Consider the following 13,190-nt stretch of genomic DNA (forward strand, 5'->3'; position numbering starts at 1 on the left):
TCAGATCATTTCAACGCAGCAGGATCGGAGGGGACGATGGTAAAAAAAAGCAGCTTGTTGCTGGTGGCGAGCGCCGGCGCATTGGCGATGGGAAGCGCTCACGCGCAATCGAACGTACAGCTTTACGGCTTGATGGATCTGAGTGCAGTGTCTTACCAGACCAACGCGAATGCTGACGGCAAGCACGTGATTTCGATGGGTATCAACGGCGAACCGTGGTTCAGCGGCAGCCGCTTCGGTATGAGGGGTGCGGAAGATCTGGGTGGCGGCGTGAAAGCGATTTTCAAGCTGGAAGCCGAGTACCGCGTGAGCGACGGCGCCATGGAAGACCCGGGCCAGATCTTCGACCGCGATGCATGGGTGGGCGTGGAGAGCGACACCTTCGGCAAGTTCACGGCCGGCTTCCAGAACACCATTGCGCGCGACGCGGCTGCGATCTACGGCGATCCGTACACCAGTGCGCAGCTGACTACCGAAGAAGGCGGCTGGACCAACACCAACAACTTCAAGCAATTGATTTTCTACGCGGGCAGCGCAACCGGCACCCGTTACCAGAACGGCCTTGTCTGGAAGAAGCTGTGGAACAACGGCGTTTTCACATCGGCGGGCTATGCGTTCGGTAACAAGACGAGCTTCGGCAACAACGCCACGTACGCCGTCGCGCTCGGCTATGACGGCGGTCCGTTCAATCTGTCGTCGTTCTACAACCACGTCAACAATAACGGCTTCACCAATAAGACCTACTCGGTGGGCGGCAATTACACGTACAGCATCTTCCGCGTGAATGCCGGCTACTTCCACTACACCGGCGATCAGGGTGCGCTGGGCCAACGCCGTGACAATGCGTGGACGGTATCGTTCAAGCTGGCGCCGAAGGGTCCGCTCGACTACGAACTCGGCTATCAGCAGATGCACACGTCGAACGCCGCCTTCGACGACAACGGCAGCATCGCCAATGCCAATCTCGGCTTCGATCCGAATACGGGTACCGGCAGTGGCTACAAGGAAACCTTGTACGCTTCGGTGTTCTATCACCTGTCCAGGCGCACCGAGCTTTACGTAGCCGGCGACTATATGAAGCTGCACAGTGGCTATGTCATCGCGACGACGTTCGGCGCGAAGAACCAGTTGGAGTTGACGACGGGTATTCGTACGCGCTTCTAAGTATCGAATCAAAGGCTGGAGAGGCGGCGTACTGTTAGCGGCGGCGCTTCCGAAGGCCCGTGGTCAGGACGCCATATGCATCGAACATGCACACGGCGTGATTCGTTTGGCTTGTGCGCGCTGTCGCAGCGCGTGAACCTTGAACGCGCTCCGCGCCGGCGCGCCGAACGCAGCGGAATGCAAACAATCGCTCGCCGATCTAGCAGGCCGGCTGCGCCAGACCGCACAGCGGAAGACGCTCATTCACCTGGTCTAGAAGGCCCGTTTTTTTCCATTCCACATACCGAAGATAGCAAGTCTGCTGCGGCGGAAAAGTCGCCGGCAGCCTGTGCCACTTTTCTTTCGTTTGCAGCACCCAAAGTATCGCGTTGAGAATCTCGCGGTCGCTGCGGCGGGGGCGCCCGCGACCGGACGCAACCACGGGAAAAAGACTTTGGACGCGCGCCCAATCGGCGTCGGTGAGAGGGATCTGAAGCATCGCCCGCCTTGAATGACTGTGTGAGGAATGCGCAGTAGTTACATGCCGCGTGGGTGCCGATACTAGTAAATCTTTTTTTCTCGGTCAAATCTTATTGCTGCAGTGCGGAACCTTAGTTCACCGCTTGTCGTATAGCGATTCTATTCGCGAGGCATGACACAAGTTGTCAGTTTGAAGGGGCGGACTTGCGGCAATCGCCGCGTTCAACGCCCTGAGCGATGCCCCGTACCGCCGATGCGAAACGCTACGTAACGTTTGCGTTCATACCGACGGTTGGAGAGTGAAATTACGCTTCAACAGGTTTGACTGTCTCGCCGGGAACCGTTGCCCAGCAGGGATCTTCAGCTTCCGTCCCGGTTTGGTATGACAGCGAACGCGTCACATGGCGCGAGATGTGCTTACGTTAGCGCAGATAAAATATGCTTGCTACATGCTAACGCTCGACTATGAAAAGCCCATATCGCTCGCAATCACGTTCGGCACGCGTACCGCTTGCGTTGTGCAGACCGATTGGGACGACTCGCTCGACGATGCTATGGCGCTGAGCGAACTGGAAAACCGCGTCCGCGAAGGTCTGCGCGCGGGCGAGTTTCATCTCGTGTTTCAAGGTGCCTACCGCGCGGCAAGTGGAGCGCTGGCGCGCCTTGAAGCGCAGGTCCGATGGACGCATCCTGACTACGGGCTGCTGCTTCCCGGCAGTTTCACGATGCCGCTCGAGCACCCGCAGGTCGCACTGGAGATGGCCTTGTTCGTCCTCGACGGCGTCTGCCGTGAGCTGGGCGGCTGCCTCTGTTCGAAGATGGCGCTGCTGCCGGTCGCGATCACGCTGCCGGCGGAAGTGGCCGTGCTCGAATCGTTTGCCGACGACCTCACGCGCGTCGCGCGTTCGTATGGCGTGCCGGCTAATCTGCTTGAAATCGAAGTACCCGACAGCGTTGACGCGGCAGGTCTCCTGTCTTTGCGTACTTTGACCGCCGGCCTTCGGTCCGCGGGAGCCGGCATCTCGCTGGGCAGGTGGGGCAACGGCGCATCGTCGCTTGCACTGCTCGGCACGCTCGATGTGGACACCGTTACGATCGCGGCTGAGCTGATGGCCGTGGTTCCGCGCGATCCTCGCGCCTGCGTGGTGATGTCGGCGTTACTGGATCTGCTCCATGCGCTCGATGTGCACGTCGTGGTGAACGGCGTCGAGACCAAAGCACAATTGCAATGGCTGAGCGCATCATGGCCGGAGGCGTTGGCGCAAGGCTTCCTGTTCTCACACCCAAAGGCAGGGCTGGCCAATGTGCTGGCGCTAAGCCGCGAATCGTGATCGCGTCCCGCACGTTACGTAACCTGTCCTCACGCCATTGAAGAATGGTGCGGTGCAAAATAACGCGATCTACCGCGTTGGTAGCATAAACACCTTATTGAAACGCGCGTGCGATCCTGGCGAACAACCCATTTTTCGTAATCCATTCCGCGTAAGCACGATAGTCGGGATCGTTCATTAGATGCCGCTCCTCGGTTTTGGCGCGCATGAAATACACCAGATTCACACCCGCCAGCGCGGCGCAGTGCGTGAGCGCGACTTGCCAGCCCAACGGTTCGACGAACGGCACCGCCACCATCCAGAACGAAAGATTCTTCGCGATGTAGGCGGGATGCTTCGTGAAGCGATAAGGTCCCGAGGTGATGATGCCGCGATTGGTCAAGTTCGAAAACCGCAAGCCGAACGCGATGGTGGAAAGCGCGTAGCAGAGGACCAAGGCAATTATCATGGTGCCCCAGATGATTCGGACAATGGGCACGGATATCAGCCAGTTGTCCCAGAACATCGAACCCTGGTAGTGGATGTACTGCGTCGAGATCAGCGACCAGAACGGCTGGTAACAGATAAGCGCAACCAGCCAGCCGAGCGTGGTGGGTTCCGCGCTGCGCACGTGAGTATCGAGAATGCGCAGTGTGCACAGATAACCTACAGTGCCGAACATCAGGTCCATCGTGAAGGACAGGTCGTACATGAAACTGAACGTCGCAAGCGAGAACGGCGCGTTCATGGCGGTCGCGAGCGATGCACCGATATGGTCCGCGTCGGTGGAAAGATAGGTGATCATCAGCGGCAGGAAGAACGCTTTCACCATCCATCCGGCCAGCATTTCACGCACGGGCTTCCAGTTGCCTGGGCGCTGCCCGCAAAACACCAGGCGGCCCCACAGCATATAGGCATCATCGGTTTCACGCTGACACCTGTCCATCCACGCAAAGTAAAACGGCGCCGCCACGATCAGATACGGTGCGAGCGTACGGATCAGCGACCAGAAGGGGTTATAGAACGTGCCGTGATACTCGGGCAACAGCCAGTAGAGCAGACCGATTCCGGCGTACACGGAAGCCAGCGCGGCAAGGCGCAAACCCACGCGCGCAACACTGAGCGGCCGAACCGCCTGGCCGGCAAGTCCGGCGCTTGGGCGTAGATACACGCGTGCGACAAACAGTTCGTATAGCGCGACCGTCGCGATGATCGCGAGACAGGCGGCGGTGCTGCGGCCTGCGCCGTCCAGCGCAGTGCTGTCGCGTAGCAGCCAGAGCGTCAGAAGGCCGCCCGCGATGCCAAGCAGGCCAACGGAAAACGGCGTCGCCGAACGCGGCCGCTGCTCTTCTACGTGCGCTACGTTATCCAGAGTGGAGTTCATGTCATCCTCGTATTCATGACATAGATAGCGGCCGGGCTTTTGATTTTTTAAGTCCCGGCCGCTGTGCCGAACGATCGCCTATTTGCCGGCAACGCCACCAAGCAATCCGCTGACAATGTTCGTCACCGGCGCTAGCGGATTCGTGCTGGTCGAACCGCTACCCGCACTGCCGGTCAAGCCCGTCACGAGGCCGGTGACCGGCGCGAGCGGCGAGGTCTTGCCAGCCGCGCCGCTGGCGCTCGAGGTCAGCGTGGTGACGAGGCTGGTGACGGGTGCGAGCGGGTTACCGGTGCTGCCGGTCCCACCGAGCGAACCGAGGTTGCCGATCAGGCCCGTCAACGGCGGGATGCTGCTGCCGCCCCCGGATCCCCCCACTGCGCCAAGCGGGCCCGGCTGGCCGGCGATCGGCGCCGACGGATTGGTCGTCGCGCCCGTCAGCAGTCCGCCCGTGCTCGTGACCGTCTTGCCCAGCTGGCTCGCTACGCCGCCGGTATCGTTACCCACCTGATTGCCGGTCGCGCCCGACACTTTTTGGCCGGTCGAATCGAGCCCGCTGCCGATGGTGCTCAGCAAGTTGTTGAGCGGTGCGCCGAGGCCCGTGTTGTTGCCGATGGATTGCGTCGTATTCGAGGCCATGAGGGTGATCGGGTTGATGGCCGTGCCTAGTTGGGTCTCGGACTGTTGAACCGGCGCGCTGGCCAGCGCCGAGTTCACTCCCGAGCCAACTTTGGCGACGCCGTTGCCGACATCACCGACAACCGTACCCAAGGTCGACGTGATGGGTGCGAGCGGCGCGAGACGCCCGGTTCCGAGACTCGTCATCGCGCCGCCGACCGCAGTAACGGCCGCGCCCGCGTTGGTAACGAGACCCGATGTGGAGGTCAGGGTCGGGCCAAGCGGATTGGCCGAGCTGCCCAGGGTGCCCAGGCCTGCAGCCGTGCCGTTGCCGAGGGACTTGACGCCGTTGCCGAGATCAGTGAATGCGGCGCTTAGATTCGCAGTCGTTGCGCCGTTGACGCCAGGGACTGATGTACCCGTGATCCTGGAGCCCGTATCCGCGGTGGTCGTGCCCAAGGCGGTGATGAGGTTGCCGCCCAGGGTGGCGACGTTGGCGAGAGGAGTGGTGGAGGCGCCGGAGCTTGAGCCGGAGCTTGAACCGGAGCTTGAACCGGAGCTTGAACCGGAGCTTGAACCGGAGCTTGAGCCGGAGCTTGAACCGGAGCTTGAGCCGGAGCTTGAACCGGAGCTTGAACCGGAGCTTGAGCCGGAGCTGGAACCGGAGCTTGAGCCGGAGCTTGAGCCGGAGCTTGAGCCGGAGCTGGAACCAGAGCTTGAGCCGGAGCTGGACCCAGAGCTGGACCCAGAGCTAGACCCAGAGCTAGACCCAGAGCTAGACCCAGAACTGCTTGCTCCGGAACTAGAGCCTGAGCTACTGGCGCCGGAGCTACCCGAAGTGCCCGAACTCCCCGACGTGCCCAAGACACCCGAAGTCCCGCCGAGCCCGCCCCCGCCAAGCCCGCTTCCTGGAGTATTGAGGCTGGATCCGCAACCGTAGAGCGCGAGTAATGTAGACGTCGCAATAGCGATGGCTGTCCGACCGACGAATTTTTGCATGGTGTCCCCGTTGAACGAATATTGGCGGGACCAACACTGCAAGTTGCGCGCCAGATGCGAGTTATCGCTTCATCTTGATAATTAAGCGCACATGTGGTTTAAAAAAACTATGATATGAAGAATTTATCGCATCAAAAACACGATTCGGGCTAAGGTGGCCACGGCGTGTTCCGCGTCCGTGCTACGTAACGCGTCCAATGGACGTAACAGCATCGAGCCGCCGCCAAACATGGCAGCGGCCCCCGCCCTCACATACGCCCTCAATGACGCCCCACGCCGATTAAAACGCAGCGGTATAAATCTCCAACGCATCGGCCTCAGTAACAGGCCGCGGATTATTCACCAGAAGCCGCGTTTGCAACATTGCGTCGCTCGCCATCCGCTCGAGCCCGCTACGTTCGATGCCGACATCGCGCAACCGGGCCGGAATCGCGGTCGCGGCAATCATCTGTTCGAGCCGTTCGATCAACGCCAGCGTCTTGCCCTCGGCGCTGCCCGTCATACCCGGCACGATCACGTCTGCGAGTTCGGCGTACAGCTGTGCCGCCGCTTCTGCGTTGAACCGCAACACGTGCGGCAGCACGAGTGCATTCGAAAGACCGTGCGGGACGTGATAAATGCCCCCGATCGGATACGCGAGCGCATGCACTGCAGCCACCGGCGAATTGGCGAATGCCTGACCGGCGAAAGCCGCGCCGAGCAACATCGCTTCGCGCGCCTCGCGATTCTGGCCGTTCTCGCATGCGGGCAACAGATTGCGCGACAGCAGGTCGAGCGCTTTCACCGCCAGCATGTCGGACACCGGGTTCTTCAAATGCGCGGACGTGTACGCCTCGATCGCGTGAACCATCGCGTCGACGCCGGTCGCCGCCGTCGCGGCAGCAGGCAGCCCGAGCGTGAGTTCCGCGTCGAGAATCGCCAGATCGGCGACCAGTTGCGGTGCGACCACGCCCATCTTCTTCGCCTCGCCCACCGTCACGATCGACACGGCCGTGACTTCGGAGCCGGTGCCTGCGGTGGTCGGCATCTGCACGAGCGGCAAGCGCGACACCGTGACCTTGTTCACGCCGTACATCTCGCTGAGCGCCTGCTGGTCTTGCGGAGCCAGCACGGCAATCAGCTTCGCCACGTCCATCGACGAACCGCCGCCGAGTCCCAGCACGATCTCCACGCCGGTCTCGCGTGCGCGCGACGTCGCCTCGAGCACGATGTGCTCTGGCGGATCGGCGATGACGTCGTCGATCACGGTGGGTTTCCAGCCGTGTGCCGCGAGATCGGCGAGCGCCGGATTCAGCAGCCCGCTCTTGTGTAGAAAACCATCCGTCACCACGCACACGCGTGTGAGCGACAGAAATTGCGCGCGCAACAACGCGCCGAGACGGCGCGCCGCGCCGAACTCGACCACCATGGCCGGCACCGTTTGAAACCGGAATGCGTTCATCGTGTCACCTGCAGGTCAGGACTAGCCATTGGACATCAGTTGTACCAGATTCGGATCGCTTCACTCCAGTCACATTTTCAATCGCGCTGCGTGAGTGACTACCGTTCGCTCAGTCTTTATCCGTACCGCTCGCGGATTCCTCCGCTTCCAGCGCCTCGCTCATCTCCTGCGCGGCGGCCTGTAGTTCCGGCACATAGCGCCGCGTCGCCTCGGCCAACGTGACCGCGCGTGAGAGAAACACCACGTTCAGACTTGCCAGCACACGCTCCTGCGAGACGATCGCGACGGCAACCGCGCCGATTTTGCTCTGCGCGGCCCAATCGCCGTGGTTCGATCCGAAGCCGTCCGCGCGAGCTCGCCGTACCAGGCTTTTGATCAACGCATCATTGGAGGCGAGCGCCTTCTGCTCGTCTCCGCCCGCACCCGAACGCAGCAACTCGAGAATGTCCTCGCGTTCGCCCTCGGGGCACATCGCAAAGTAAGCGCGTCCAGCGGCCGTGAGCAGAATCGGCAGGCGCCGCCCAACCATCGAACGGTGAAACGACAGCGGACTGAAGCGGTGCGTGGTCTCGCGGATGATCATCGCGTCGCCGTCCGGCGTGGTCAGGTCCGAAGGCCACGCTACGCGCTGCAATACAAACTTCGATTTCGCACGAATAGTAATGCATCTGATTCGCATTTATAATTTATTCAGCGTCGCAAGTCATCTATAAGACATCTGTCTTAAGACATAGGGTAATGAGCCGTAAGCCTTGTCTGGCGGGGCTCGACCCTGTTCGGGGCGTGGCGGGGATATGTTTGTTTAGCAGCGAGTACTGGAAAACACGCATATACTCACGTTCGTGCCGTAAAAAGTAGTGCCGTGGGTCGCGCCGCGTTCTTGCTGCTTTGTCGCAACTTCGCGGCTCAGCGCCACCAACGCTCTGTCTATCACTTCACCAAGCAAAGCATCAAACATGTCCACATCGCCGAAGATCATCTACACCCTGACCGACGAAGCGCCTGCTCTGGCGACTTATTCGCTGCTGCCGATCGTCAAGGCGTTCACGCGCTCGTCCGACGTGATCGTCGAAACGCGCGATATCTCGCTTGCCGGCCGGATCATCGCTGCATTTCCGGATTACCTGACCGCGGAACAGAAGGGTTCCGACGATCTGGCGGAACTGGGTGGACTCACCACGCGTCCGGAAGCGAACATCATCAAGCTGCCGAACATCAGCGCTTCGGTGCCGCAACTGAAGGCCGCGATTACCGAACTGCGCGATCAGGGCTTCAAGCTGCCGTCCTATCCGGACGAAGCGAAGACCGACGAAGAGAAAGACGTCAAGGCGCGCTACGACAAGATCAAGGGCAGCGCGGTGAACCCGGTGCTGCGCGAAGGCAATTCGGATCGCCGCGCGCCGCTGTCGGTCAAGAACTACGCACGCAAGCACCCGCACAAGATGGGCGCGTGGAGCGCGGACTCGAAGTCGCACGTGGCGCACATGAGCGGCGGCGATTTCTACGGCAGCGAAAAATCGGCGCTGATCGCAGCGGCCGGCGCCGTGAAGATCGAACTGATCGCGGCCGACGGCTCGACGAAGGTCCTGAAAGAAAAGACGGCCGTGCAAGCGGGCGAGATCATCGACGCGTCGGTGCTCAGCAAGAACGCGCTGCGCAACTTCATCGAAGCAGAAATCGCCGATGCGAAGAGCAAGGGCGTGCTGTTCTCGGTGCATCTGAAAGCGACCATGATGAAGGTGTCGGATCCGATCATCTTCGGTCACGTGGTCTCGGTGTTCTACAAAGACGTGCTGACCAAGCACGCCGACGCGCTGGCGCAAGCCGGCTTCAACCCGAACAACGGTATCGGCGATCTGTACGCGCGTCTGAAGGACCTGCCGGCTGAAACGCGTGAAGCGATCGAAGCCGACATCAAGGCGCAATACGCGCAACGCCCGCAACTGGCCATGGTCAACTCGGACAAGGGCATCACCAGCCTGCACGTGCCGAGCGACGTGATCGTCGACGCCTCCATGCCGGCCATGATTCGCGAGTCGGGCAAGATGTGGGGCGCGGACGGCGCACTGCACGACGCCAAGGCCGTGATTCCGGACCGTTGCTACGCCGATGTCTACCAGGCTGTGATCGAAGATTGCAAGAAGAACGGCGCATTCGACCCGGTCACCATGGGCACGGTGCCCAACGTCGGTCTGATGGCACAAGCTGCTGAAGAATACGGTTCACACGACAAGACGTTCCAGATCCCGGCAAACGGCGTGGTGCGCGTGACCGACGCAGCCGGTACGTTGCTGATCGAGCAGGCGGTTGAAGCAGGCGACATCTGGCGCATGTGCCAGACCAAGGACGCGCCGGTTCAGGATTGGGTCAAGCTCGCAGTGAACCGCGCTCGCGCCACCAACACGCCGGCTATTTTCTGGCTGGACGCGGCGCGCGCGCACGACGCCCAGATCATCAAGAAGGTCGAGCAATACCTGAAGGACCACGACACTAGCGGTCTGGATATCCGCGTCATGACGCCGGTCGAAGCCACGAAGTTCTCGATCGAGCGCATCCGCGCCGGCAAGGACACGATCTCGGTCACCGGCAACGTGCTGCGCGACTACCTGACCGACCTGTTCCCGATCATGGAACTGGGCACCAGCGCGAAGATGCTGTCGATCGTTCCGCTGATGGCGGGTGGCGGCATGTTCGAAACGGGCGCGGGCGGTTCGGCGCCGAAGCACGTTCAGCAACTGGTCGAAGAAGGTTTCCTGCGTTGGGATTCGCTCGGCGAATTCCTGGCGTTGGCGGCTTCGCTCGAACACCTGAGCGGCGCGTATCACAACCCGAAGGCGCAGGTGCTGGCCAAGACGCTGGATCAGGCAACGGGCAAGTTCCTCGACAACGACAAGTCGCCGGCGCGCAAGGTTGGCGGTATCGACAACCGCGGCAGCCACTTCTACCTGGCCATGTACTGGGCTGAGGCACTCGCTGCGCAAACCGAAGATGCCGCATTGCAGGCGCAGTTCGCCGGCGTGGCGAAGGCGATGGCCGACAACGAAGCGAAGATCATCGAAGAGCTGGGTGCAGCGCAAGGCAAGCCGGTGGCTATCGGCGGTTACTACCGTCCGAGTGTCGAACTGACGAGCAAGGCCATGCGCCCGAGCGCGACGCTGAACAAGATTGTGGACGCGGTCGCTTGATGACCTGAATGAGGTGCTGAGGCTGTCGCCCAAGGTGCCGAAGCAAGCACGGAAATAAGTGCGAAAGTACGCGGTAAGCAAGACGATGGCGCTCTTCAGGAGCGCCATCGTCGTTTCTACGCGTGCGGGGGTGGTCATATCTGCCCTCACACGTGAACGATTTCCCATTCGCTGAGTTTTTCGGGGATCTCGAGCGTCGACGTATCGACTTCGGTCAGATGCGGGCAGGTCAGGCCACGTGCGACTTCATCGGCTGCCTGTTCCGGGCAGGAAAATTCACCGAGCGTCTCGTTGCCGTAGGTTGCCTCCCAACCACCTTGGCCCGGCAAAATGTAAAACGCTCCCTGGGTCGATTCAAAGCGAAAGCCTTCCATTTTTAGTCTCCCAATTGCCAATTAAAAACTGCGATGCTGCGGCGGCCTCAGGTCGGGGGGCTTGGGACTTGCTGCGACTGCGTTTTCGTCCCGTCTTTTGCTGCACCCTTTTCGCTGCGTCCTATGAACCGTCGGCTCTTGTAAAAGAGTCTACGCCAGCGCGTCATGGCGCAAGGGGTTGTTAGCGGGTTCTTTTTATCAAAAAATATCGTTTAAAAATAAAGGCTTGGCATCGTCATTTCAAGATATGCAACGCGGGGCGGCATTGCGAAATGGCGAATTTGTGCCACGCACCACGATTTTTTACGAAGCAAGGGCTCATGCCACATCGTGAAATTTTGGCGTCCTAGCCAGATAGTGGGCGTCGTGCATTCGTGGTGCCGCGCCGGATTTCATCGGAAAGGGTGGCCACCACCTTCTCAGTCAGGCTGCTCATTTCTGTGGCGTGTTGACTTATCGACTGGAAATACACACGTTGCGTGTGCGTGCGACGTCATGTGACGGTTCGACATAGCCATCATAGTGTCAGTCCAAATGATCACGGTTCGAATCTCGCGCGCTGGCCGCTTGCTTGGGATCGCGCGCAGACCTGTCACGGCCGGTGCAATCGGAGCTCAATTTTTCAGTTGTCAGACGTCTTATTTTGGATCGGCATTTTTGATGGCGAAGCGTTACATTAGCTGCCGTCTCCCAGTGCGTATGACTCGGATGGCAGGGTAAACACCTCGTTGGATTCGACGGACGCAAGATAGTAGACTGTCGTCAGACAACATATCATGCGATTCAGCCCCAAATTACCCGGCCTGCTCGAATGCGCCGCGTTCCGTTCGATCAGGCCTTCCGAGTGGCCGAAACTGGAGACAACCTTGACATCTGCTCTCGCCCCCGCCGCCGACCCGCTTGAGTCCGCGGTCTCGAAGGTCAAGCGGAACGTTCTGCCGCTTTTCCTGATCATGTTCATCGCGAACTATATCGACCGCGTGAACATCGGCTTCGTCAATTCCCACATGCAGACGGACCTCGGCATCGGCGCTGCCGCATACGGCCTGGGGAGCGGGTTGTTCTTTGTCGGCTATGCGCTGTTCGAAGTGCCGTCGAACGTATTGATGCAGAAGTACGGTGCACGCGCCTGGCTGACCCGCATCATGGGCACCTGGGGGCTGGTCGCGGCCGCCATGGCGTTTGTGTGGAACGATACGTCTTTCTACGTGCTGCGATTCCTGCTCGGCATCGCTGAAGCTGGCTTCTTCCCAGGCGTGGTGTTTTATTTCACACAATGGCTGCCGCAGAAAGAGCGGGGCAAGGCCGTGGCGGTTTTTCTCTCGGGCTCCGCACTGGCGTCGGTGCTGTCCGGTCCGATTACCGGCAGCCTGCTATCCATTCGCGGATTCGGCTTGCATGGCTGGCAATGGATGTTTCTCATTGAGGGCGGCTTCTCAATCGTGCTGTGCGGTGTCAGCTGGATGCTGCTGAAGTCGCGCATTCGCGACGCCTCGTGGCTGACGGCTGAAGAGCAGTCCGTTCTCGAAAGCTCGATCGCCGCGGAGCAGGCCGAGCGCGAGGCGCACGGCGGCGCGCATTTGCCGGCCATGAAGCTGCTGAAAGACCCGCAGATCCTGCTGTTCTGCTTCCTGTACTTTGCGATTCAACTGACCATTTACGCGGCCACCTTCTGGCTGCCGACGATCATCCGCAAGATGGGCGGACTCTCGGACTTCGAAGTCGGCATGTTCAATGCCATTCCTTGGCTCATCGCCATGTTCGCCATGTACTGCTTCGCCGTGTTGTCGGCGAAGTGGCGTTTCCAGCAGGCGTGGCTGGCCGTGGCGCTCGTGATCGCGGCGTGTGGGCTGTTCGCCTCGACGTCGGGTAATCCGGTGCTGTCTTTCGTGGCGATCTGCTTCTCGGCGATCGGCTTCAAGGCGGCGGCTTCGCTGTTCTGGCCGATTCCGCAGGGTTATCTGGACGCGCGCGTTGCGGCTGCCGTCATTGCGCTGATCAATTCGGTCGGTAACCTCGGCGGGTTCTTCGCACCGGCTGCCTTTGGCTATCTGCAGCAGCACACCGGCTCGATCACCGGCGGCCTGTACGGCTTGGGCGTGGCGTCGCTGATCGCGGCGGCGGCCGGCTTCCTGACCCGCAATCGCAGGATGAACCGCGACGCGCTGCCGCAGCCGCTTCATAGCAAAGCCCACTAACCGTCGAAACCGTCCATCACGAAGCACGCACGTTCCGATTGCTGTCCGGTGCGGGTGTCGA

Annotated in this window: 11 protein-coding genes and 1 pseudogene; 5 read left to right on the forward strand and 7 right to left on the reverse strand. The window is 60.7% G+C overall.

The window, feature by feature from the left end; genetic code table 11:
• Positions 1 to 36 precede the first annotated feature (36 nt).
• Positions 37 to 1,164, forward strand: coding sequence for a porin (locus P3T22_RS02470; protein WP_063498499.1), 1,128 nt, complete (start codon positions 37 to 39; stop codon positions 1,162 to 1,164).
• A gap of 199 nt (positions 1,165 to 1,363) precedes the next feature.
• Here P3T22_RS02470 and P3T22_RS02475 read toward each other — a convergent pair whose 3' ends face one another.
• Positions 1,364 to 1,642 (reverse strand): transposase, encoded by a 279-nt coding sequence (locus tag P3T22_RS02475; RefSeq protein ID WP_063498500.1) that lies wholly within the window; start codon positions 1,640 to 1,642, stop codon positions 1,364 to 1,366.
• 430 nt (positions 1,643 to 2,072) lie between these two features.
• On the opposite strand from P3T22_RS02475, the gene P3T22_RS02480 reads away from it, so the two are divergent.
• On the forward strand, positions 2,073 to 2,954 hold the full coding sequence (locus P3T22_RS02480) for an EAL domain-containing protein (protein ID WP_063498501.1): 882 nt from the start codon (positions 2,073 to 2,075) through the stop codon (positions 2,952 to 2,954).
• Positions 2,955 to 3,048: 94 nt separating this feature from the next.
• On the opposite strand, the gene P3T22_RS02485 is transcribed toward P3T22_RS02480, so the two are convergent.
• The gene (locus P3T22_RS02485) at positions 3,049 to 4,317 is read right to left on the reverse strand and encodes an isoprenylcysteine carboxylmethyltransferase family protein (protein WP_063498502.1); all 1,269 of its coding nucleotides are present in this window, start codon (positions 4,315 to 4,317) and stop codon (positions 3,049 to 3,051) included.
• Positions 4,318 to 4,395: 78 nt separating this feature from the next.
• Complete coding sequence (locus tag P3T22_RS02490) at positions 4,396 to 5,391, reverse strand: collagen-like triple helix repeat-containing protein (protein WP_429324127.1); 996 nt, start codon at positions 5,389 to 5,391, stop codon at positions 4,396 to 4,398.
• Between P3T22_RS02490 and P3T22_RS02495 the strand changes: the two genes are divergently transcribed.
• Positions 5,378 to 5,872: a hypothetical protein gene (locus P3T22_RS02495; RefSeq protein ID WP_429324128.1), complete on the forward strand. Its 495-nt coding sequence runs from the start codon at positions 5,378 to 5,380 to the stop codon at positions 5,870 to 5,872. The genes P3T22_RS02490 and P3T22_RS02495 overlap by 14 nt on opposite strands.
• A 339-nt stretch (positions 5,873 to 6,211) precedes the next feature.
• Here the strand turns inward: P3T22_RS02495 and P3T22_RS02500 are convergent, their stop codons facing one another.
• The 3 genes and pseudogenes from P3T22_RS02500 to P3T22_RS02510 all read right to left on the reverse strand — a co-directional run bounded on the left by P3T22_RS02500 (position 6,212) and on the right by P3T22_RS02510 (position 8,330).
• Positions 6,212 to 7,372, reverse strand: a complete 1,161-nt coding sequence (locus tag P3T22_RS02500; protein ID WP_429324129.1) for an iron-containing alcohol dehydrogenase — start codon at positions 7,370 to 7,372, stop codon at positions 6,212 to 6,214.
• A gap of 109 nt (positions 7,373 to 7,481) precedes the next feature.
• Positions 7,482 to 8,009 (reverse strand): annotated as a pseudogene (locus P3T22_RS02505) (DNA-binding transcriptional regulator); the annotation flags it as partial.
• Between the two features lie 165 nt (positions 8,010 to 8,174).
• On the reverse strand, positions 8,175 to 8,330 hold the full coding sequence (locus tag P3T22_RS02510) for a hypothetical protein (RefSeq protein ID WP_158515311.1): 156 nt from the start codon (positions 8,328 to 8,330) through the stop codon (positions 8,175 to 8,177).
• Here P3T22_RS02510 and P3T22_RS02515 point away from each other — a divergent pair.
• Positions 8,329 to 10,557, forward strand: coding sequence for an NADP-dependent isocitrate dehydrogenase (locus P3T22_RS02515; protein WP_063498504.1), 2,229 nt, complete (start codon positions 8,329 to 8,331; stop codon positions 10,555 to 10,557). The two genes, P3T22_RS02510 and P3T22_RS02515, sit on opposite strands and share 2 nt — an antisense overlap.
• A gap of 146 nt (positions 10,558 to 10,703) precedes the next feature.
• Here the strand turns inward: P3T22_RS02515 and P3T22_RS02520 are convergent, their stop codons facing one another.
• Positions 10,704 to 10,931: a hypothetical protein gene (locus P3T22_RS02520; protein WP_063498505.1), complete on the reverse strand. Its 228-nt coding sequence runs from the start codon at positions 10,929 to 10,931 to the stop codon at positions 10,704 to 10,706.
• A gap of 866 nt (positions 10,932 to 11,797) precedes the next feature.
• Here P3T22_RS02520 and P3T22_RS02525 point away from each other — a divergent pair.
• Positions 11,798 to 13,129, forward strand: a complete 1,332-nt coding sequence (locus tag P3T22_RS02525; RefSeq protein ID WP_429324130.1) for an MFS transporter — start codon at positions 11,798 to 11,800, stop codon at positions 13,127 to 13,129.
• Positions 13,130 to 13,190: the final 61 nt, after the last annotated feature.

Source organism: Paraburkholderia sp. GAS348, assembly GCF_050434205.1.
GTDB lineage: Bacteria > Pseudomonadota > Gammaproteobacteria > Burkholderiales > Burkholderiaceae > Paraburkholderia.

Bases quoted from the DNA above. Each gene is read 5' to 3' on its own strand.
- P3T22_RS02470 (WP_063498499.1), top strand. From the start codon at position 37: ATGGTAAAAAAAAGCAGCTTGTTGCTGGTGGCGAGCGCCGGCGCATTG.
- P3T22_RS02475 (WP_063498500.1), bottom strand. From the start codon at position 1,642: ATGCTTCAGATCCCTCTCACCGACGCCGATTGGGCGCGCGTCCAAAGT.
- P3T22_RS02480 (WP_063498501.1), top strand. From the start codon at position 2,073: ATGCTAACGCTCGACTATGAAAAGCCCATATCGCTCGCAATCACGTTC.
- P3T22_RS02485 (WP_063498502.1), bottom strand. From the start codon at position 4,317: ATGAACTCCACTCTGGATAACGTAGCGCACGTAGAAGAGCAGCGGCCG.
- P3T22_RS02500 (WP_429324129.1), bottom strand. From the start codon at position 7,372: ATGAACGCATTCCGGTTTCAAACGGTGCCGGCCATGGTGGTCGAGTTC.
- P3T22_RS02515 (WP_063498504.1), top strand. From the start codon at position 8,329: ATGTCCACATCGCCGAAGATCATCTACACCCTGACCGACGAAGCGCCT.
- P3T22_RS02510 (WP_158515311.1), bottom strand. From the start codon at position 8,330: ATGTTTGATGCTTTGCTTGGTGAAGTGATAGACAGAGCGTTGGTGGCG.
- P3T22_RS02520 (WP_063498505.1), bottom strand. From the start codon at position 10,931: ATGGAAGGCTTTCGCTTTGAATCGACCCAGGGAGCGTTTTACATTTTG.